The 20,347-nt window shown below is 61.9% G+C and carries 17 protein-coding genes; 8 read left to right on the forward strand and 9 right to left on the reverse strand.

Going from position 1 to position 20,347, the window contains the following annotated elements; all coding sequences use genetic code 11:
* Positions 1 to 41 precede the first annotated feature (41 nt).
* The 4 genes from J1G33_RS07810 to J1G33_RS07825 form a co-directional block, all read right to left on the reverse strand.
* Positions 42 to 509, reverse strand: coding sequence for a preQ0 transporter (locus J1G33_RS07810; RefSeq protein ID WP_078822237.1), 468 nt, complete (start codon positions 507 to 509; stop codon positions 42 to 44).
* A 151-nt stretch (positions 510 to 660) separates the two neighbouring features.
* Complete coding sequence (locus J1G33_RS07815; protein WP_032879631.1) at positions 661 to 876, reverse strand: DUF1289 domain-containing protein; 216 nt, start codon at positions 874 to 876, stop codon at positions 661 to 663.
* Positions 873 to 1,397, reverse strand: coding sequence for a gamma carbonic anhydrase family protein (locus tag J1G33_RS07820; protein ID WP_078822239.1), 525 nt, complete (start codon positions 1,395 to 1,397; stop codon positions 873 to 875). The genes J1G33_RS07815 and J1G33_RS07820 overlap by 4 nt, the downstream gene beginning before the upstream one ends.
* Positions 1,398 to 1,432: 35 nt before the next feature.
* Positions 1,433 to 2,035 (reverse strand): CoA pyrophosphatase, encoded by a 603-nt coding sequence (locus J1G33_RS07825; RefSeq protein WP_078822240.1) that lies wholly within the window; start codon positions 2,033 to 2,035, stop codon positions 1,433 to 1,435.
* Positions 2,036 to 2,182: 147 nt separating this feature from the next.
* Here J1G33_RS07825 and J1G33_RS07830 point away from each other — a divergent pair, with 147 nt between their 5' ends.
* The 7 genes from J1G33_RS07830 to nagE all read left to right on the forward strand — a co-directional run bounded on the left by J1G33_RS07830 (position 2,183) and on the right by nagE (position 10,681).
* Complete coding sequence (locus J1G33_RS07830) at positions 2,183 to 2,731, forward strand: NUDIX hydrolase (protein WP_223017895.1); 549 nt, start codon at positions 2,183 to 2,185, stop codon at positions 2,729 to 2,731.
* Positions 2,732 to 2,768: 37 nt separating this feature from the next.
* Positions 2,769 to 3,272, forward strand: a complete 504-nt coding sequence (locus J1G33_RS07835) for a L,D-transpeptidase family protein (RefSeq protein ID WP_103734891.1) — start codon at positions 2,769 to 2,771, stop codon at positions 3,270 to 3,272.
* A gap of 262 nt (positions 3,273 to 3,534) precedes the next feature.
* Positions 3,535 to 4,293 carry a GntR family transcriptional regulator gene (locus J1G33_RS07840; RefSeq protein ID WP_078822243.1) on the forward strand — a complete coding sequence of 253 codons (759 nt, stop codon included), beginning with the start codon at positions 3,535 to 3,537 and terminating at the stop codon, positions 4,291 to 4,293.
* 10 nt (positions 4,294 to 4,303) lie between these two features.
* On the forward strand, positions 4,304 to 5,410 hold the full coding sequence (gene nagA / locus J1G33_RS07845; protein ID WP_122733549.1) for an N-acetylglucosamine-6-phosphate deacetylase: 1,107 nt from the start codon (positions 4,304 to 4,306) through the stop codon (positions 5,408 to 5,410).
* On the forward strand, positions 5,391 to 6,413 hold the full coding sequence (locus J1G33_RS07850) for an SIS domain-containing protein (protein ID WP_103734892.1): 1,023 nt from the start codon (positions 5,391 to 5,393) through the stop codon (positions 6,411 to 6,413). Before nagA ends, J1G33_RS07850 begins: the two co-directional genes overlap by 20 nt.
* Positions 6,414 to 6,443: 30 nt before the next feature.
* Positions 6,444 to 8,954, forward strand: a complete 2,511-nt coding sequence (ptsP, locus tag J1G33_RS07855; RefSeq protein ID WP_223017940.1) for a phosphoenolpyruvate--protein phosphotransferase — start codon at positions 6,444 to 6,446, stop codon at positions 8,952 to 8,954.
* A 26-nt stretch (positions 8,955 to 8,980) separates the two neighbouring features.
* A complete protein-coding gene (gene nagE, locus J1G33_RS07860) occupies positions 8,981 to 10,681 on the forward strand; it encodes an N-acetylglucosamine-specific PTS transporter subunit IIBC (RefSeq protein ID WP_223017896.1) in 1,701 nt (566 codons plus the stop codon).
* 131 nt (positions 10,682 to 10,812) lie between these two features.
* On the opposite strand, the gene J1G33_RS07865 is transcribed toward nagE, so the two are convergent.
* From J1G33_RS07865 to purL, 3 genes are all read right to left on the reverse strand, one after another.
* The gene (locus J1G33_RS07865; RefSeq protein WP_032879623.1) at positions 10,813 to 11,106 is read right to left on the reverse strand and encodes a DUF6124 family protein; all 294 of its coding nucleotides are present in this window, start codon (positions 11,104 to 11,106) and stop codon (positions 10,813 to 10,815) included.
* A gap of 309 nt (positions 11,107 to 11,415) precedes the next feature.
* Positions 11,416 to 11,727 carry an NIF3 1 gene (locus J1G33_RS07870; RefSeq protein ID WP_003193986.1) on the reverse strand — a complete coding sequence of 104 codons (312 nt, stop codon included), beginning with the start codon at positions 11,725 to 11,727 and terminating at the stop codon, positions 11,416 to 11,418.
* Positions 11,728 to 11,731: 4 nt separating this feature from the next.
* Positions 11,732 to 15,628 carry a phosphoribosylformylglycinamidine synthase gene (purL, locus tag J1G33_RS07875; protein WP_032879622.1) on the reverse strand — a complete coding sequence of 1,299 codons (3,897 nt, stop codon included), beginning with the start codon at positions 15,626 to 15,628 and terminating at the stop codon, positions 11,732 to 11,734.
* 286 nt (positions 15,629 to 15,914) lie between these two features.
* Between purL and mltF the strand changes: the two genes are divergently transcribed.
* Positions 15,915 to 17,375 carry a membrane-bound lytic murein transglycosylase MltF gene (gene mltF, locus J1G33_RS07880; RefSeq protein WP_005791148.1) on the forward strand — a complete coding sequence of 487 codons (1,461 nt, stop codon included), beginning with the start codon at positions 15,915 to 15,917 and terminating at the stop codon, positions 17,373 to 17,375.
* Positions 17,376 to 17,511: 136 nt separating this feature from the next.
* On the opposite strand, the gene J1G33_RS07885 is transcribed toward mltF, so the two are convergent.
* Together J1G33_RS07885 and ptsP (J1G33_RS07890) are read right to left on the reverse strand one after the other, a co-directional pair.
* Entirely contained in the window at positions 17,512 to 17,790 is a 279-nt protein-coding gene (locus J1G33_RS07885) for a PTS transporter subunit EIIB (RefSeq protein WP_223017897.1), read from the reverse strand.
* Positions 17,791 to 17,792: 2 nt separating this feature from the next.
* Entirely contained in the window at positions 17,793 to 20,327 is a 2,535-nt protein-coding gene (gene ptsP / locus J1G33_RS07890) for a phosphoenolpyruvate--protein phosphotransferase (protein WP_223017898.1), read from the reverse strand.
* Positions 20,328 to 20,347: the final 20 nt, after the last annotated feature.

Genomic DNA, 20,347 nt, shown 5'->3' on the forward strand with positions numbered 1-20,347 from the left:
GGAGAAAGGCCGGCATTTTACATGAACTGCAAGAATTGGCCTCAGTTGGCGACGGCACGCTTGCGCAGGCGCCAAGCCATGATCAACCACACCACCGTGACCCCGGCGAACTTCGACACCAGCGCCGTGCCCGCCACCGCCGGCGTCAGCGCGCCGATCAGGCCGAAAAAGATAAAGGTATCGAGGGGAATGCTCAGTGCCGAACTTATCCACAGGCGATCATGCAGCGGACGTTTGGTGATGCTGAACACCAACCAGTCGATGCACTCGGACACCGCGAACGCCGTAGCACTGGCCAGGGCGATGGACGGGTCGGAAGTGATATACGACAGCACCAGCGCCGCCAGCATGGCGATGATCGCGCCGTGGCCGAAGCGGGTTTGCACCATGTCGCGAAGGATAAATACCAGGCCACCCCAGGCGGACCAGATGACATCCAGGTGCGGGGCGGTGGAGAAGGCGAAGTTGATCAGCACGACGCTGCTGATGTAGGCGATCAGGAAAAACATGGATGAATGACCTGTGAACAAGGGACACAGGGTACTTCACAATTAGACATATGTCGTCTGGGAGGGCCTCATCGGGGGCAAGCCCCCTCCCACATTTTGATCTGTGAACACATTCAAGTGTGGGAGGGGGCTTGCTCCCGATAGCAATCGATCAGGCACCCGAGCTTTTGGGCGTCATCCACACCATCCCACTGGCCACCGCCCGCTCATGACACAACCCCAACACCACCCGGCGTTCGGCATTATCCATGCGGCCCCAACGCGTAATCTCGTCCACGTTGCGCTGGCAGCCGGTACAGATATCGTCCTCGTCCAGCGCGCAAATATTCACACAGGGCGAGGCTACAGGCCGTTCAACTGCACTCATTCTTCCTGCTCAACCAAGTCTCGGGCATAGCGCTGCGAATTGTGCACATAGTGCGCGGCGCTGGCTTCGAGCATACGTTTCTGCGCCTCAGTCAGCTCACGTACCACCTTGCCCGGCGAGCCCATGACCAGCGAGCCATCGGGAATTTCCTTGCCTTCACCGATCAGCGAGTTCGCGCCGATAATGCAGTGCTTGCCAATCTTGGCGCCATTGAGAACCACCGCGTTAATGCCGATCAGGCTGTAGTCGTCGACGCTGCAGCCGTGCAGCATGGCGTTATGGCCGATGGTCACGCCGGTGCCGAGGGTAAGCGGGTAGCCCATGTCGGTGTGCATTACGCTGCCGTCCTGCACGTTGCTGTTCTTGCCGATCAGGATCAGTTCGTTATCGCCGCGCAACACCGCGTTGAACCAGACGTTGGCGCCCTCCTCCAGCTGGACCTTGCCCACCAGCGTGGCATTGGGTGCGACCCAACTGTTGGGATGGGTCTCGACGCGGGCATCGCCCAGGCGGTATTTCATGGTTTTCCCTCACGGCTTGCCATTCATGCGATGGCTTAGATATTGATAAAACTCTTGGGCGGCTGGTGCAGGCTGATCTTGGCGTCGTCATAGAGCAGATTGATCAGCTCGACGATCATGATCGCCGTCAGCCCCCAGATCTTGTATTCACCGAAGCGGTAGCTGGGCACATACCAACTGCGGCCCTGGTAATCGATCCGGTGGGTATGTTCGCGTGGGTCCTGTCGGAAAAACTCCAGGGGCACACTGAAGACGGCGGCGATTTCGGCGTCGTTGGCCAGGTATTCGACGTAGTCAGGGATCACGCCCACATAGGGCGTTACACGGATGCCGTGCAGGGAAATCAGCGGGCTCAACGGGCCTATGACCTCAACCAGCCCCGGCGGCAGGCCGATTTCTTCTTCGGCTTCGCGCAAGGCGGTAAAGATCAGGTCCGGGTCTTCAGGGTCACGCCGCCCACCAGGAAAGGCCACTTCTCCACCATGGGTCGACAGGCCGCTGGCGCGCAGAGTCAGGATCAGCTCAGGTTCGTCAGTGCGGGTAATCGGCACCAGCACTGCGGCCTCGGGGAAACGCCCGTCAGTTTCCAAGGTGTGAGGGGTGTGATTGCTTACCCGGCGAAGTAGCTCGTCCAGCATGAGTCATCTCGGTCTGTTGGCTACCTTGCATCATGCACCAAAGCGTGCGGGCGCCCAAGCCCAAAACCCGGTGCATGTCGCGAAACGACAACTTGCAGGAACGCCCGGCACCAAGCCAAGATGTGCCCATTCTCCAGGAACCCCAGCATGAATTTCTGCAGCCAGTGCGGTAAACCGGTTACCCAACGTATTCCCGAAGGCGACGCACGCCTGCGTTTTGTGTGTGATCACTGTTCGACCATTCACTATCAAAACCCCAATATCGTCGCCGGCACCGTACCGGTGTGGGGCGATCAAGTGCTGCTGTGCCGCCGTGCCATCGAGCCGCGCCTGGGTTACTGGACCCTGCCCGCAGGCTTTATGGAAAACGGCGAGACCGTGGAACAGGCGGCCATGCGTGAAACCCTGGAAGAAGCCTGCGCCCGCGTGCGCAACCTGAGCATCTATACCCTGATCAATGTGCCGCACATCAGCCAGGTGCATATTTTCTACCGCGCCGAGCTGATCGACCTGGATTTTGCCGCAGGCCCGGAAAGCCTTGAAGTGAAGCTGTTCGATCAAGCTGATATCCCTTGGTCCGAGCTGGCTTTCCGCACGGTCGGGCGTACCTTAGAATGCTTTTTCGCTGACCGTCGCCAACAGGTGTACCCGGTGCGCAGCGAGTCGGTCCCGCCGATGACACGCCCAACCAAATAACCTTCCAGGCAGCACCTTTATCAGGGATACCGTTTCAATGCGTTGGTTGCTTGCTCTTATCTGCCTGTCGTTTGCCACGCTGTCCCCAGCCTCTACGGTGGAAACTCTCGGCGGTAAAACCGTCGAAAAAGTCCTGGTACTCAAGTCCGCCCACCAACTGCAACTGATCAACGACGGCAAGCCCCTCAAGACCTATCGCATTTCCCTGGGCAAGAACCCCAAGGGCCACAAGCTGATCGAAGGCGACCGCCGTACCCCCGAGGGTTTCTACTGGATCGACTGGCGCAAGACCAGCGACCGCTTCAACCTGGCCATGCACATCTCCTACCCGAATATCAGCGACGCTGCCCGCGCCCGCCGCGAAGGGGTAAAACCGGGCAGCATGATCATGATCCACGGCACGCCCGACACCGAAGACTACCCGGAACAGTGGTTTCACACCCTGGACTGGACCGACGGCTGCATCGGCATGCGCAACGTGGACATGCGCGAAGTCTGGAGCCTGGTCAAAGACGGCACCATGATCGAGATTCGGCCGTAATCTCGTACCGTTCGTAAATTAATTCGAAAATAATTCCTGCCTCCAGCAGCGCCTGCCGGTGAATACCAGTTCACCGCGCGGGACAGTGCACTTGTGCGCGACACAAAGACCTCTCTAATACCACTTGATACCAAGCCCTATTAAAGCCCCCTGAAACCGGGGTTCGCACCGTTTTGGCAGCATTGACATGGTATTTAAGTGGTATTAATTTCCGGCCATTACCGGGCGACAACACTCCAATAACGCATCGGAAACCTGACAGATGAATCCCATCCTGGCCCTGCGCCCCGACGACAAGCAATCCACGCCGCTGTACCTGCAACTGGCTCGCAGCCTTGAAGCCGCGATCCATGCCGGCCAGTGGAAATCCGAGCAGGCCCTGCCCTCGGAGCGTGCGCTCAGCGAGCAGTTGAGCATCTCGCGGGTCACTGCCCGTAAAGCGCTGGAAGTGTTGCTTGCCCAGGGCCTGATCCGCCGCAGCCAGGGCTCCGGCACCTTTATCACGCCGCGCCTGGAACAACCCTTGTCGCGCTTGTCGGGGTTCAGCGAAATGCTGCGGCTCAAGGGCTTTGTGCCCACCTCCCAGTGGCTGGAGCGCGACATCACCCCGCCGACCCACGAAGAGCTGATCCGCCTGTGCCTGTCACCCACCGACAAAGTGGCGCGCCTCAAGCGTCTGCGCAAAGCCGATGACACGGTCATGGCAATTGAAATGACCACCATGCCCGCCTCCGTACTGCCCCAACCGCAAGCCATCGGCAATTCGCTGTACGAATACCTGGAAGGCATCGGCAAGCCCATCGTGCGCGCCCTGCAGCATATCCAGGCGATCAACGCCTCGGACGAGTTCGCCAAGCTGGTGGGCATCGCCCCCGGCACCGCCATGCTGCTGATGACCCGCGTGGGCTACACCGCCGACAACACGCCGATTGAAATCACCGACACCTACTGCCGCAACGACTACTACGACTTTGTCGCAGAGCTGCGCCGTCATGACTACTCCGCCGAATTGCGAATTTAGAGAACTGCCCATGTCAGAAGACAATATCCTCACGCCCAGCGGCTGGATGCGCGGCCGCCTGGTGCACGAACACGGCAAGGTGGTCGCCATTGAAGGCACGCCGTGTGACCCGGCCGACAACGACCTGCCCTACTTGCTGCCAGGCTTTATCGACCTGCATGTGCATGGTGGCGGCGGCGCCGACATCATGGAAGGTGCGCACGCCTTCGAGACCATCACCCGTACCCACGTGCGGTTCGGCACCACCTCGCTATTGGCCACCACCATGACGGCGCCGGTGGAAGAAATCACCAGCGTCCTCGGTGAACTCGGCAGGTTCTGCGAGCAACGCCCGACAGGCAGCGCCCGGGTACTGGGCGTGCACCTGGAAGGCCCCTACATCAACCCGGGCAAACTCGGCGCCCAACCCAACTTCGCCCACACCGCATTGATGGCCGAAGTCGAAGACTACCTGCGCCTGGCGCCGATCCGAGTGATCACCATCGCCCCGGAAATCGCCGGCCACGACGGCCTGATCCGCGCCCTCAGCCAACGCGGCGTGCGCATGCAGATCGGCCACACCCTGGGCAGTTATGAAGAAGGCGTAGCCGCCCTCGCCGCCGGCGCCACCAGCTTTACCCATTTGTACAACGCCATGAGCCCACTGCATCACCGTGAGCCCGGCATCGTCGGCGCCGCGCTGGCCCACGCCCAATACGCCGAGCTGATTCCGGATCTGCTCCATGTGCATCCCGGTGCCATGCGCGTGGCCCTGCGCTCGATCCCATGCCTGTACTGCGTGACCGACTCCACCGCCGCCGCCGGTATGCCCGATGGCGAATACAAGCTGGGCAGCCACACCGTGACCAAATGCCTGGGTGGCGTACGCCTGGCCGACGGCACCCTGGCCGGCAGCACGCTGACCATGGACCAGGCGCTGCGCAACCTGGTGAAAATCGGCCTGCCCATCAGCGAAGCCTCACAACGCCTGTCGCAATTTCCTGCGGACTACCTGGGCCTGGAAGAACGCGGCCGCCTGCAACCCGGCAGCTATGCCGACTGCGTGCGCCTGGACCGCTCCCTGACACTCACCGACGTAATGGTCGAAGGAGAAACCATTGACTTCAAAAATGCTTGAAGAGGCCCTGGCCTCCTGCGACGCCGTTGCGGCACAACTGCAACGCCTGAATCCGCTGCTGGAAGAAGTGGCCGGTCGCCTGCGTCGCCAGCCGCCGCAAGTGGCGATGACCATTGCCCGCGGCAGCTCCGACCACGCCGCCAGCTACTTCGCCTACCTGGCCATGCAGCATGTGGGCATCCCGGTGGCGTCGTTGCCGATGTCGGTGGTGACCCTGTTGCAGGCGCCGATGAAAGTCAGCGGCCAGGTGGCGTTTGGGTTCTCCCAGTCGGGGCAGAGCCCGGACCTGGTCAACAGCCTGCGACTGCTGCGCAAGCGCGGCGCCCTGAGCATCTCGCTGGTGAACGCCGAAGACTCGCCGCTGGAAGCCGCCTGTGAATTCCATGTGCCGTTGTGCGCCGGCCCGGAACAAAGCGTGGCCGCAACCAAGAGCTTTATCGCCACCCTCAGCGCCAGCGCGCAATTGATCGGCTACTGGAACCAGGAAACCGAGTTGCTCCAAGCCTGCCAGGCGCTGCCCGACGGTTTGCGTGAAGCCGCCCGGCAAGATTGGACCCAAGCCATCGAGGCCCTGCGCGACTGCCAGCAATTGATGGTAATCGGCCGCGGCGCCGGGTTTGCAATCGCCCAGGAAGCCGCGCTCAAGCTCAAGGAAACCTCGGCGATCCAGGCCGAAGCCTTCAGCAGCGCCGAGGTGCGCCACGGGCCGATGGCCTTGATCGACGAAAACTACCCGCTATTGGTGTTCGCCCCACGCGGCGCCGAGCAGCCCGGCCTGTTGAGCCTGGCCGCCGATATGCGCCAACGCGGCGCCCGCGTGCTGCTGGCCGCACCGGACGATATCGCCGAACGCGACCTGACCCTTAGTCGCGCCGAACACCCGAGCCTGGACCCGATCCTGGCGATCCAGAGCTTCTACGTGATGGCCGCAGGCTTGGCTGAGGCGCGGGGCATGGACCCGGACCAGCCGCGCCACCTGAGCAAAGTCACCCGCACGCACTAAAGCGGCGTTTTCCTGATGAGTACCGTGCCCATGCCCAACAACAATAATCCATTGACCCTTAGCGCCCCCTTGAGTGGGCCGGTGCTGGCCCTGAACCGCGTCCCCGACGAAGTGTTCGCCAGCGGCGCCATGGGCGACGGTATCGCTATCGACCCGTTGAACGATTGCCTGCATGCGCCCTGTGACGGCGTGATCATCCACGTCGCCCGCACCGGGCATGCGCTGACCATCCGCGCCGACAACGGTGCCGAAGTGCTGATGCACGTGGGCATCGACACCGTGGAGCTCAATGGCGAAGGCTTTGCCTTGCTGGTGAAGGATGGCGCACGGGTGAGCGAGGGCCAGCCGTTGGTGCAGTTTGACCTGGACCGCATTGCGCGCCAGTGCAAAAGCCTGGTGAGCCTGATCATCCTGACCAACAGTGAGCGCTTCGAGCTGCAACCGATTGCGAGCAAGACAGTAAAGGTCGGTGAAGCGCTGGTGCGCATCGCCCTGCGCACATCCGCGCCGGTTCAAACCGCTGTGGATAACTCGGTCGCGCAAGTGAGCGCCACGGTGCGCATCACCCACCGTGGCGGCTTGCATGCGCGCCCTGCCGCGCTGATCCGCAAGACTGCCCAGGGCTTCAGCAGCCAATCGCAGCTGCACTTCGGTGATAAGACCGCGGCTTGCGACAGCCTGATCGGCCTGATGGGGCTGGGTATTGGCGAAGGTGACGAGGTACGGGTGACCTGCCGTGGCAAAGATTGCGAGGCGGCGTTGCAGGCCCTGGTCGCCGCGTTGTCGGTGGCGGTTTACGAGGAACACCACGCACCAGTCGCCGCCACGCCACGCCGGGCGAATACCGAAGCCAATGTGCTGCAAGGCGTATGCGCGGCACCCGGTCTGGTATGTGGGCCATTGTTCCGCCTGACGGGCATCGAACTGCCGCAAGACAGCGGCAATCATAGCGTCGACGAACAACTGCAACGCCTGGATGCCGCCCTTGAGCAAGTGCGCGGCGAAATCCGCAGTACGCTGGGCCAGGCGCGCCAACGCAAGAACGTCGAAGAAGAAGAGATCTTCGCCGCCCACCTCGCCCTGCTGGAAGACCCGGCATTACTCGACGCAGCCACCGCTGCCATCGAACAAGGCAGCGCCGCCACCCATGCCTGGCGTGATGCGATCCAGGCCCAATGCGCCGTGCTGCTGGCGTTGGGCAAACCACTGTTTGCCGAGCGCGCCAATGACCTGCGAGACCTTCAACAACGGGTGCTGCGTGCGTTGCTGGGTGAAGCCTGGCATTTCGAATTGCCGGCGGGGGCGATTGTCAGTGCCCATGAGCTGACACCTTCGGACTTGCTGCAACTGAGCGCGCAACACGCCGCTGGCATCTGCATGGCCGAAGGCGGTGCGACCTCCCATGTGGCGATTTTGGCCCGGGGCAAAGGCCTGCCGTGTCTCGTCGCCCTGGGCAATGAAGTGCTCGACGTACCCCAAGGCCAGCGGGTGGTGCTCGATGCCGCCAACGGCCGCCTGGAACTGGCCCCCAGCGAAGCGCGCCACGCCGAAGTTCACCAGATTCGCGAAACACAGAAATTACGACGCCAGCAACAACAGGCCCAAGCCCAACAACCAGCGCGCACCACCGATGGCGTGACGGTTGAAGTCGCGGCGAATGTCGCCTCCAGCGCCGAAGCCCAGGTGGCGTTTGACAACGGTGCCGATGGCGTCGGCCTGCTGCGCACTGAATTCCTCTTCGTTGACCGCCGTACCGCGCCGGATGAGCAGGAACAACGCCAGGCTTATCAGGCCGTGCTGGATGCCATGGGTGACAAGTCGGTGATCATCCGCACCATCGATGTGGGTGGCGACAAGCAGCTCGATTACCTGCCGCTGCCCGTCGAGGCGAACCCGGTGCTGGGCCTGCGCGGTATTCGCATGGCCCAGGTGCGCCCTGAACTGCTCGACCAGCAACTGCGCGCCCTGCTGCAAGTCTCGCCGTTGGCGCGCTGCCGCATCCTGTTGCCGATGGTCAGCGAGGTGGATGAACTGCTACAGATTCGCCAGCGCCTGGATGAACTGTGCGTGGAGCTGGAGCTGACGCAGCGCCCCGAGCTGGGCGTGATGATCGAAGTGCCCGCCGCCGCGCTGATGGCCGAGCAGTTGGCCGAACACGCGGACTTTTTATCCATCGGCACCAATGACCTGTCCCAGTACACCCTGGCGATGGACCGCGACCACGCAGGCTTGGCCGCCCGCGTTGATGCGCTGCATCCTGCCTTGCTGCGGCTGATCGCCCAAACCTGCACCGGTGCGGCGAAACACGGGCGTTGGGTCGGCGTGTGCGGTGCCTTGGCGTCTGACCCACTGGCCACGCCAGTACTGGTCGGCCTGGGGGTCAGTGAGCTGTCGGTAAGCCCGCCGCAGATCGGCGAAATCAAGGACCGCGTCCGCCACCTGGACGCGGCGCAATGCCGGCAACTGAGCCTTGAGCTGCTCGACCTGAGCAGTGCCAAGGCCGTTCGCCAAGCCTGTCAACACCACTGGCCGCTGAGCTGAAAACAACAAGAATAGGGAGACACGCCATGTACCAACACTTTATCGAAGGCCTGCAACGCCTGGGCCGCGCCCTGATGCTGCCGATTGCGATCCTGCCAATCGCCGGCCTCTTGCTGCGCCTGGGCGACACCGACTTGCTCAACATCGCGGTGATGCACGATGCCGGGCAGGCGATCTTCGCCAACCTGGCGCTGATCTTCGCCATCGGCATCGCCGTGGGCTTTGCCCGCGACAACAACGGCACCGCCGGCCTGGCCGGGGCGATTGGCTACCTGGTGATGATCTCGACCCTCAAGGTGATGGATACCACCATCAACATGGGCATGCTCGCCGGTATCGCCAGTGGCCTGATGGCGGGCGGGCTGTATAACCGCTTCAAGGACATCAAGCTGCCGGAGTACCTGGCGTTCTTTGGTGGGCGACGCTTTGTGCCGATTGTCACCGGTTTTTCGGCGGTGGGCCTGGGCGTGATCTTCGGTCTGATCTGGCCGCCGATCCAGCACGGCATCAACAGCTTTGGCGTGTTGTTGATGGAAAGCGGCAGCCTGGGTGCGTTCGTGTTTGGCGTGTTCAACCGCCTGCTGATCGTCACTGGCTTGCACCATATCCTCAACAATATGGCGTGGTTCGTGTTCGGCACGTTTACCGACCCGGCAACCGGCGCGGTGGTGACCGGCGACCTGACCCGCTACTTTGCCGGCGACCCGAAAGGCGGCCAGTTCATGACCGGCATGTTCCCGGTGATGCTGTTCGGCCTGCCGGCTGCGTGCCTGGCGATGTACCGCAATGCGTTGCCAGAGCGCCGTAAAGTCATGGGCGGGATCTTTCTGTCGATGGCGCTGACTTCGTTTTTGACCGGGGTGACTGAACCAATTGAATTTGCCTTCATGTTCCTGGCACCGTTCCTGTACCTGATCCATGCCGTGCTGACGGGCCTGTCGATGGCAGTCACCAATATGTTGAATATCCACCTCGGGTTTACCTTCTCCGGTGGGTTTATCGACATGGTGCTGGGTTGGGGCAAGTCCACCAATGGCTGGCTGGTGGTACCGGTGGGCCTGGCCTACTCGGTGATCTACTACACGGTGTTCAGCTACTGCATCCGCCGCTTTAACCTCAAGACGCCGGGGCGTGAAGATATCCAGGTGGTGCAGGCTGAAGCGATGAGTGATAACCAGCGTGCTACGGCTTATATCCAGGCGTTGGGTGGTGCTGAGAACTTGCTGAGTGTGGGTGCATGCACCACGCGGCTGCGGTTGGACATGGTTGATCGCAACAAGGCGGTGGATGCTGAACTGAAAGCACTGGGCGCCATGGCTGTAGTGCGCCCGGGTAACGGCGGGAGTTTGCAGGTGGTGGTTGGGCCGATGGCCGATAGCATTGCTGATGAAATTCGCTTGGCGATGCCGGGGTTTGTTGCTGCAGCGCCTGTAGCGGTTGCGCCTGTGGATAAGCCCGTGACGGTGAATGTGCAGGAGGCCGAGAAATGGCTGAATGCGTTGGGTGGTCGAGAGAATGTGCGCCAACTGGAAGCGGTGGCGATCACTCGGTTGCGGGTGGAGTTGGGGGATGATTCGCGCTTGTCTGAAGCTCAGCTCATTACACTTGGTTGCCAGGGTGTGAGTCAGCTTGAAAGCGGTGTTTGGCACTTGTTAATTGGTGACAAGGCCTCTGGCTTGGGTGAGGCGTTGGAGCGGTTGGTCAGTGAGGTCGGCGCCAGGGTTTAGAGCGGTAGTGGCTTTTCTGGCCTCATCGGGAGCAAGCCCCCTCCCACATTTGAACGTATTCACAATTCAAAATGTGGGAGGGGCGGTGCGACGATTCGACTTGCTCCCGATTGGCCCTCACAGGCGCCTGATTACTTCTGCTCAGGCACCTCAACTAAATCCAGCACCCGATCCACCATCAACTGAATACCCTCCACCATCCGATGAATCCCCAGCACGGCATCACGCTGCGGACCGTCGACATCAAAAGCCAGATGACCCGCCAGTGCCTGCACGGATGCCAGGTCTTGGGAAGCATTGGCGAGCAGGGTTTCGCTGTTCAGACTGGGTATTACGGTGAAGATCTGGTCGGACGGTAAATCACCAGCTTGGCGGGACTCGGCTTGAGATGAGATTGAACCAGTTAGCAAGTTGTCGCTGATCATCATTAAACTCCATATGGAATAGGCTCCTAGTGATTTTTCAGGCTTGCAGTCCCGGTCACTGAATTGGCAGCGACTGGCGAAGGTTAGTTGTGCGAGTTCCGACGGACAACCTGAAAGGTTTGTCGGAAAGGTCTGAGGCGCTTGCACCGACGCCATCGCAGGCAAGCCAGCTCCCACATGGGATTGATGTACGGCCTGACAACGGGGTCAAATGTGGGAGCTGGCTTGCCTGCGATTGGCACTTACAGCCAACAAAAAACCCGCTGACCAAACTGGCCCAGCGGGTTTCTTGTTTATGCAGCCAGCCGATCAAAAATCCGCCAACTGCCACACCTCATACGCTGGAGTCTCATACGGGTGGCTAAGTTTGAGAGCAGCCACAACAGCCACAATCAACTCATCCGCCACCACCAGCTCAACCTTCCATTCCTCAACCACTTCAACCTGGCCGACCTGCCCGATAAACGGCTGACTGCCGTCCAACGCGCGGAATTGGCCCTGGCCCAGCACTTGCCAGGCGCAGCTGTCGTAGTCGCCGATGCGCCCGCCGCCGGCTGCGAAGACGGCGGTTTTCACCGTCTCCACATGGCTATCGGGCACGAAGAAGGCGAGCTTGTACACGGCCTTAGTTCACCCACACACGCGCGTTGCGGAACATGCGCATCCAGGCGCCGTCTTCGTTCCACTCTTCCGGACGCCACGAGTTCTGCACGGCGCGGAATACGCGCTCCGGGTGCGGCATCATGATGGTCACGCGGCCGTCGCGGCTGGTGAGGCCGGTAATGCCGCGTGGCGAGCCGTTCGGGTTGGCCGGGTAGCTTTCGGTGACCTTGCCGTGGTTGTCGACGAAACGCAGGGCCACGGTGCCGGACAGGTCGGCTTCAAGCAGCGCTTCTTCGCTGGCGAACTCGGCATGGCCTTCACCGTGGGCGATGGCGATTGGCATACGCGAACCGGCCATGCCTTGCAGGAAGATCGAGTTGGACTCCTGCACCTGCACCATGGCGACACGGGCTTCGAACTGCTCGGAACGGTTGCGCACAAAGTGCGGCCAGAACTCGCTGCCCGGGATCAGTTCGCTGAGGTTGGACATCATCTGGCAACCGTTGCACACACCCAGGGTGAAGCTGTCGTTGCGTTCGAAGAAGCCTTGGAACGCATCGCGAGCACGGCTGTTGAACAGGGCCGACTTGGCCCAGCCTTCACCGGCACCCAGCACGTCGCCGTAGGAGAAACCACCGCAGGCCACCAGGCCTTTGAACTCGTTGAGATCAACGCGACCGGCGAGGATATCGCTCATGTGCACGTCAATCGCATTGAAACCGGCGCGATCGAACGCCGCGGCCATTTCCACCTGACCGTTGACGCCCTGCTCACGCAGTACGGCAACCTGTGGGCGAATGCCCTTCTTGATGTAAGGCGCGGCGATGTCCTGGTTGACGTCGAAGCTGAGCATGGTGCTCAGGCCCGGGTTGTCTTCTTCCAGGATCACGTCGAATTCCTGCTCGGCGCAGTCGGCGTTGTCGCGCAGGCGCTGGATCTGGTAGCTGGTCTCGGCCCACTGGCGTTGCAGCAAGCGGCGCTGACCGGTAAAGACCGTGTCGCCGTTGAACGAGATATTGACTTCGCCGTTGTTGATCGGCTGGCCAATCACCGCCACGCATTCGGCAAGGCCGGCAGCGCTGAATTGTGCGAGTACGTCCGGAGTCGCGTCCTGGCGAACCTGGATCACGGCGCCCAACTCTTCGTTGAACAGGATGCCGTTGATTTCGGCAGCATCCTCGGCAACGCTGTCGAGCACGATATTCAGGCCGCAGTGACCGGCGAAGGCCATTTCGACAACGCTGGTCAGCAAACCACCGTCGGAACGGTCGTGGTAAGCCAGCAGGTGACCGTCGGCGTTGAGGCCCTGGATCACGGCGAAGAAGGCTTTCAGGTCTTCGGCGTCATCGACGTCCGGTGCCTGTTTGCCCAACTTGCCATGGGTCTGCGCCAGGATCGAGGCACCCATGCGGTTCTGGCCACGTCCCAGGTCGATCAGGATCAGGTCGGTGGTGCCCTTGTCCATGCGCAGTTGCGGGGTCAGGGTCTGGCGGATGTCGGTGACCGGTGCGAAACCGGTGACGATCAGCGACAGTGGCGAGGTGACGCTCTTGTCGGTGCCTTCATCATTCCAACGAGTGGCCATGGACATGGAGTCCTTGCCCACCGGAATGGTGATACCCAGTTCCGGGCACAGCTCCATGCCGACAGCCTTGACGGTGTCGTACAGGCGCGCATCTTCACCGGGGTGGCCGGCAGCGGACATCCAGTTGGCCGACAGTTTGATGTCGGACAGCTTGCCGATACGCGAGGCGGCTATGTTGGTGAGGGTTTCACCAATGGCCATGCGGCCCGACGCCGGTGCGTCCAGCAGGGCCAGCGGCGTGCGCTCGCCCATGGCCATGGCTTCACCGGTGTAAACGTCGAAGCTGGTGGCGGTGACGGCAACGTCGGCCACCGGCACCTGCCATGGGCCAACCATTTGGTCACGGGCAACCAGGCCAGTGATGGTGCGGTCGCCGATGGTGATCAAAAAGCTTTTGCTCGCCACGGCCGGGTGGTGCAGCACGCGCTCAATGCTGTCGGCCAGCTCCAGCGTGCTTGGGTCGAAATCATCGCCCAGTTCGTTTTCACGTACCGCCGAACGGTGCATGCGCGGGGCTTTGCCCAGCAGCACTTCCAGCGGCATGTCTACCGGGCTGTTGCCGAAGTGGCTATCGGTAACCGTCAGCTGCGGCTCGGCAGTGGCTTCGCCGACCACGGCAAACGGGCAACGCTCACGTTCGCAGATGGCCTGGAAGCGTGCGAAGTCTTCAGGGCCGACGGCCAACACGTAACGTTCCTGGGATTCGTTGCTCCAGATTTCGTGCGGGGCCATGCCCGGCTCGTCGTTTGGAATGTTGCGCAGTTCGAAACGGCCACCGCGGTCGCCATCGTTGACCAGTTCCGGGAAGGCGTTGGACAAACCGCCGGCGCCGACGTCGTGGATGAAGCTGATCGGGTTCTTGTCGCCCAATTGCCAGCAACGGTCGATGACTTCCTGGCAGCGGCGTTCCATCTCAGGGTTTTCGCGCTGTACGGAAGCAAAATCCAGGTCTGCCGAGCTGGTGCCGGTGGCCATGGAGGAAGCCGCGCCGCCGCCCAGGCCGATCAACATCGCCGGGCCGCCGAGCACGATCAGCTTGGAGCCGACCAGGATCTCGCCTTTCTTGACGTGTTCTTCACGGATGTTGCCCATGCCGCCGGCCAACATGATCGGCTTGTGGTAACCGCGCACTTCATCGCCACGCGGGGTGGTGATGGATTGTTCGAAGGTACGGAAGTAACCGGTCAGCGCCGGACGCCCGAATTCGTTATTGAACGCGGCGCCGCCCAGGGGGCCTTCGATCATGATGTCCAGCGCGGTGACGATGCGCTCAGGCTTGCCGTACGGCACTTCCCACGGCTGTTCGAAGCCCGGAATCTGCAGGTTGGACACGGTAAAACCGGTGAGGCCCGCCTTGGGCTTGGCGCCACGGCCGGTGGCGCCTTCGTCACGAATTTCGCCGCCAGACCCGGTGGCTGCGCCCGGGAACGGGGCAATCGCGGTCGGGTGGTTGTGGGTTTCAACCTTCATCAGGATGTGCACCGGCTCCTGCACCGCGCCGTACTGGCGGGTTTCCGGGTCCGGGAAGAAGCGACCGGCGACGGAGCCGACGATGACCGAGGCGTTGTCCTTGTAAGCCGACAGAACGCCTTCGCTGTGCATCACGTAGGTGTTCTTGATCATGCCGAAGAGGCTTTTTTCCTGGCTTTGGCCGTCGATATCCCAACTGGCGTTGAAGATCTTGTGACGGCAGTGCTCGGAGTTGGCCTGGGCGAACATCATCAGTTCGATGTCGTGGGGGTTGCGCTTCAAGCCGGTGAAGGCGTTGACCAGATAGTCGATCTCGTCTTCGGCCAGGGCCAGGCCCAGCTCGGTGTTGGCCTTCTCGAGGGCGGCGCGGCCGCCGCCGAGCACGTCAATCGCGGTCAGCGGCTTGGGCTCTGCGTGGCTGAACAGGCCGGCAGCCTGTTCCAGCTGGCTGACGATGATCTGGGTCATGCGGTCGTGCAGGCTGCTGGCGATCAGCTCGGCTTCGGCATCGCTGAACTGGCCAGCGACGTAAAAGGCGATCCCACGCTCCAGGCGCTGGATTTTATCCAGGCCGCAGTTGCGGGCGATGTCACTGGCCTTGCTCGACCAGGGCGAGATGGTGCCGAACCGCGGCAGAACCAGGAACAAGCGGCCAGTCGGCTCTTGAACGGGAACGCTTGGGCCGTACTTCAGAAGGCGTGCCAGCACTTGCTGTTCGTCGGCGGTCAAGACGCCGGTAACGTCGGCGAAGTGAGCAAATTCAGCGTAAAGGCCTGTAACAGCTGGAACCTTCTGGCTCAGTTGCTCAAGGAGTTTGCTGTGGCGAAAGGCAGAAAGGGCAGGAGCGCCGCGCAGGATCAACATCTTCGGGACAGCCTCGGGAAGGGGTGTGCTTTGAGGCCGTGCATTCTAGCGTAAACCTTCGCCAACGGCACCCGAAACGGCACCGGTGGCCGCTGCCGAACGTCAGTTGGCAGGGTTTGCACGGCATCGGCAGGAAATCCGCGGTGTCGAGGGCAGTTATTTTAACCGTCACAATGGCGCTCCAGGCCGCGTTTCTGCGGGCTGCAGCACAGTTTTAACCGCGCTAGCAGACAAGTGCAGCGCTGTCGAGATATGGCGCCACGGGCCGTTTGCGTATACTGCGCAGATGTTCTCCCCAACTGTTTTGCGCCCGCGATGGGTCAAATGGCTCATCGCCACCCTGCTCTTCCTGACGCTCAGTGCCTGTGTTGATAAGCCCAGCACGCTTGAGCGAATCAAGGAGGATGGCGTATTGCGGGTGGTCACCCGGAACAGTCCGGCCACGTATTTCCAGGACCGTAACGGGGAGACCGGGTTCGAATATGAACTGGTCAAGCGTTTTGCCGACGAGTTGGGCGTGAAGCTGGAAATCGAGACCGCCGACAACCTCGATGACCTGTTCGGTCAGCTGGGCAAACCCAACGGCCCGGTTCTGGCCGCCGCCGGCCTGGTCAGCAGCGAACAGCGCCAGCAGCAGGTGCGTTTTTCCCACCCGTACCTGGAAGTGACCCCGCAGATCATCTATCGCAACGGCCAATCGCGCCCCACCAATGCAGCCGATCTGGCGGGCAAGAAGATCATGGTGCTCAAGGGCAGCACCCACGCCGAACAGCTTGCGGCGCTGAAGAAACAGAATCCTGCAATCGAATACGAAGAGTCCGACGCCGTTGAAGTAGTCGACCTGCTGCGCATGGTCGACGAGGGGCAGATCGACCTGACCCTGGTGGACTCCAACGAAGTCGCCATGAACCAGGTGTACTTTCCCAATGTGCGCGTGGCGTTCGACCTCGGCAATGCCAGCAACCAAAGCTGGGCCGTGGCGGCAGGCGACGACAATAGCCTGCTCAACGAAATCAACAGCTACCTGGACAAGGTCGAGAAGAACGGCACGTTGCAGCGTCTGAAAGACCGCTATTACGGACATGTCGACGTACTCGGCTATGTGGGCGCCTATACCTTTGCCCAGCATCTGCAACAACGCCTACCCAAGTACGAGAAGCACTTTCGTGCCTATGCCAAGGCAGAGAAAGTCGATTGGCGGCTGCTGGCAGCCATCGGCTACCAGGAATCGCTGTGGCAACCGACGGTCACCTCCAAGACCGGCGTGCGCGGCCTGATGATGCTGACCCAGAACACCGCCCAAGCCATGGGCGTGTCCAACCGCCTGGACCCCAAGCAGAGCATCATGGGCGGCGCCAAGTACCTGGCCAGGATCAAGGATGAGCTGGACGACAAGATCGCCGAGCCCGACCGCACCTGGTTTGCCCTCGCCGCCTATAACGTCGGCACCGGTCATCTGGACGATGCACGTATCCTGGCCAAGAAAGAAGGCCTGAACCCGAACAAGTGGCTGGACGTGAAGAAGATGCTGCCGCGCTTGTCGCAGAAGCAGTGGTACAGCAAGACCCGCTATGGTTATGCGCGTGGCGGGGAGCCGGTACATTTTGTAGCGAACATCCGGCGTTACTACGACATTCTTACCTGGGTGACCCAGCCGCAGCTGGAAGGCAACCAGGTGGTGGAAGGCAACCTGCATGTGCCGGGTGTGGACAAGACCAAGCCGCCGCAGGACAGCCCTCAACTCTGATCACGACAGCCCGCACACCGCAAATCCCTGTGGGAGCCGGGCTTGCCCGCGATGGCGGCCTGACAGTCAAGGTATTCGGCGCCTGACACACTGCTATCGCGGGCAAGCCCGGCTCCCACATTTGATCATCGTAGCCTTATAGGCCGGTGAGCAGATGGACCACGCCGCCCGGCAGTACCATTACTGCGGGTACACCGGCAGCCTTCAACGCCGACTCATCCAACCCACCCACCTCCTTCAATTGCACCCTCACACGCGTCAGCGCCACGCGCTGCTGTGACGTAACGTTCCCCTCCCCGCCCAATGCACTCAGCACCTCGGCCGACAACAGGCTCGGTGTCGGTGCGGCAACCGAATCCGCCACCAAATCAGGCGTCAGGGCTTTCCAGAACGCCCGCTGCAATTTCTCGAACATGCTCAGTGCTCCACGACAGATGAGGTTTCAACGGTGGCCGCGTGGTACAGGCGCAGGGCCTCACGCACTTGATTGGCTTCTTCCAGGCCCAGCACCTGGCGGGCGATGATCTGGCAATCGTGCAGGTCCAGCTCACGCACGGTGGCCTTGATGGTCGGGATCAGCGGCACGCTCACCGACAGCTCATCCACACCGAGCCCGATCAATACCGGCACTGCCACTGTTTCGGAGGCCAGCGCACCACATACCCCCACCCACTTGCCGTGGGCATGGGCCGCTTTGACCGTGATGTCGATCAGGCGCAGTACCGCCGGGTGGAAACTGTCGGCCTGGCTGGCCAGACGCGGGTGGTCGCGGTCCATGGCGAGGGTGTATTGGGTCAGGTCGTTGGTGCCGATGGAGAAGAAATCCACATGGGGCGCAAACACATCCGCCATCAGCGCTGCGCTGGGGACTTCGATCATGATGCCCAGCTTCGGTAACTCGGTCAGCCCAAGCGCCAATGCCTCTTCTTCGAGCATCTTGCGCGCCAGGTGCAGCTCCGACAGCAGGCTGACCATCGGCAACATGATATGCAGTCGCGCCAAGCCTGCACTGGCAAGGATCGAGCGCAGCTGTTCACGCAGCAGTTCGGGGCGCTCCAGGCACAGGCGAATACCGCGCAGGCCAAGGAACGGGTTGGTCTCGCTCTCCATCGGCACATAGGCCAAGGGTTTGTCGCCGCCCACATCCAGGGTGCGCACCACCAGATTGCGCTCGGTGCCCAGGGCGCGAGCGATGGCGCTGTAAGTGCCAGCCTGTTCTTCGGCGCTCGGGGCGCGGTTACGGTCCAGGTAGAGGAACTCCGAACGCAGCAGCCCCACGCCTTCCCCGCCCAAGGTCAGGGACTGCTCCACTTCCTGCAACGAGGCGACATTGGCGGTGACTTCAACGTGATGCCCATCGCGGGTGACCGCCGCCCGTGAGGCCTGTGCCACCTCACGTTGCAGTCGCAGCTTTTGCTGTTGGCGAACCGCCTGCAATTGTTCGATTTCAGCCAGGTCCGGCTCCAGATGCAGCTCGCCTTTGTCGGCATTGAGCAGTACCCGTTTGCCGTTGGCCAAGGCCAATACCTGGCTCGGCACCCCGCAAACAGAGGGCAGGCCCAGCGCGCGGGCAAGGATTGCCACATGACTGGTAGCGCCACCGGCGACCGTGACGAAGCCCAGGACTTTACCGGTATCCAGGCCGGCGGTTTGTGAGGGTGTCAGTTGCTCGGCGACCAGGATGGCGCACTCCGGCAGCTCCATGGATCGCTCGGGCACGCCCAGGATCAACTTGAGCACGCGCTGACCAACGTCGGCCAAGTCCGCTGCACGTTCAGCGAGCAGTGCCTTACCCAAGCCCTCGAAGAGTCGGGCGGTCGCCACTGTGGCGCGGTTCCAGGCAAAGGCGGCACTCTTGCCCTCGGCCAGCAGGCTATAGGCTTGTTCAAGCAGGGTTGGATCTTCGAGCAATTCCTGATGAGCGCGGAAAATTTCGGCTTGGGCACTGCCGGCCGCCTTGGCTTGCAAGTCTTGCAGCGCCTCGCTTGCCGCCCGTAGGCCGCGCGCCAATGCGGCCCGCTCAAAGGCTTCTCCGACGCCAGCTTCGGGAATATCGAGCGCCGTCTCAGCCACTTGGACGACCTGGCCGAACGCCGAGCCCGGCGATGCGCAGACACCTCGTAACACGGTGGCCGAGGACGCCGGCGCGGCGGGCGTGTTGATTTTCTCGACCGCTACCGGCAAGGTCTCGCCACAGCCGTCGAGCAATAACGCCACCAGGGCCTGGATCGCCGCCTCGGCATCTTCGCCCGCAGCGCTCACCTGCACGCTGTCGCCCTGGCAGGTCTGCAACGCCATGATCGCCACCAGGGACTTGGCATTCGCACTCTGGGTTTGCTTGTGCAGGTAAATGCTCGAGTTGAACCCTTTCGCCGCCTGGGCAAGCACCGCCGCAGGCCGGGCGTGCAAGCCATGAGCGTTGGGCACAGTCAGTGGCTTGGAGAACAGCGCGTTACCCTCCTCCTCATCCAACTCGGCAGATACCTGCCCGGTCAATACTCGCAACAGTGGCTGGCCGGCCTCGACCAACGCCCGGTCTGCCACCAACAGCTCAAACGGCTCGCCGCTCACCACCAGCATCAAGGTCAGCAGACTGCGTGCATGGAGCGCCACATAGTCGGCATCGAACTCTATCAGCGGCTGCCCAGCCTCCACCCGCTGGCCTTCCTCGACCAGACGGGTGAAGCCCTGGCCAGCCAGGTTCACGGTGTCCAGACCGATATGCAGCAACACCTGCACGCCGTTGTCGTCGGTGACACTGACCGCATGACCGCTGTCCTGAATGTTGCTGATCACCCCGGCCAACGGCGCGCAGAGCGTCTGCGAGGTCGGGTCGATGCACAGCCCGTCGCCGATCACGCGACCGGAAAATACCGGGTCGGGTACCTGATCCAGCGCCAGCAGGACCCCGGACAGGGGCGCCAGCAGTGTCAGGGGTTTAGATGGGGTCATGACTTCACCTGTTGTTGTGT

The sequence above is a fragment of the Pseudomonas sp. P867 genome (assembly GCF_019891455.1).
Taxonomy (GTDB): domain Bacteria; phylum Pseudomonadota; class Gammaproteobacteria; order Pseudomonadales; family Pseudomonadaceae; genus Aquipseudomonas; species Aquipseudomonas synxantha_A.

What these genes read in the sequence shown, in the direction of transcription:
- purL (WP_032879622.1), bottom strand. Translation starts at nt 15,628, where the DNA reads ATGTTGATCCTGCGCGGCGCTCCTGCCCTTTCTGCCTTTCGCCACAGC.
- ptsP (WP_223017940.1), top strand. Translation starts at nt 6,444, where the DNA reads ATGCCCAACAACAATAATCCATTGACCCTTAGCGCCCCCTTGAGTGGG.
- nagE (WP_223017896.1), top strand. Translation starts at nt 8,981, where the DNA reads ATGTACCAACACTTTATCGAAGGCCTGCAACGCCTGGGCCGCGCCCTG.
- J1G33_RS07815 (WP_032879631.1), bottom strand. Translation starts at nt 876, where the DNA reads ATGAGTGCAGTTGAACGGCCTGTAGCCTCGCCCTGTGTGAATATTTGC.
- J1G33_RS07835 (WP_103734891.1), top strand. Translation starts at nt 2,769, where the DNA reads ATGCGTTGGTTGCTTGCTCTTATCTGCCTGTCGTTTGCCACGCTGTCC.
- J1G33_RS07825 (WP_078822240.1), bottom strand. Translation starts at nt 2,035, where the DNA reads ATGCTGGACGAGCTACTTCGCCGGGTAAGCAATCACACCCCTCACACC.
- J1G33_RS07820 (WP_078822239.1), bottom strand. Translation starts at nt 1,397, where the DNA reads ATGAAATACCGCCTGGGCGATGCCCGCGTCGAGACCCATCCCAACAGT.
- J1G33_RS07865 (WP_032879623.1), bottom strand. Translation starts at nt 11,106, where the DNA reads ATGATCAGCGACAACTTGCTAACTGGTTCAATCTCATCTCAAGCCGAG.
- J1G33_RS07810 (WP_078822237.1), bottom strand. Translation starts at nt 509, where the DNA reads ATGTTTTTCCTGATCGCCTACATCAGCAGCGTCGTGCTGATCAACTTC.
- nagA (WP_122733549.1), top strand. Translation starts at nt 4,304, where the DNA reads ATGTCAGAAGACAATATCCTCACGCCCAGCGGCTGGATGCGCGGCCGC.
- mltF (WP_005791148.1), top strand. Translation starts at nt 15,915, where the DNA reads ATGTTCTCCCCAACTGTTTTGCGCCCGCGATGGGTCAAATGGCTCATC.
- ptsP (WP_223017898.1), bottom strand. Translation starts at nt 20,327, where the DNA reads ATGACCCCATCTAAACCCCTGACACTGCTGGCGCCCCTGTCCGGGGTC.
- J1G33_RS07885 (WP_223017897.1), bottom strand. Translation starts at nt 17,790, where the DNA reads ATGTTCGAGAAATTGCAGCGGGCGTTCTGGAAAGCCCTGACGCCTGAT.
- J1G33_RS07830 (WP_223017895.1), top strand. Translation starts at nt 2,183, where the DNA reads ATGAATTTCTGCAGCCAGTGCGGTAAACCGGTTACCCAACGTATTCCC.
- J1G33_RS07840 (WP_078822243.1), top strand. Translation starts at nt 3,535, where the DNA reads ATGAATCCCATCCTGGCCCTGCGCCCCGACGACAAGCAATCCACGCCG.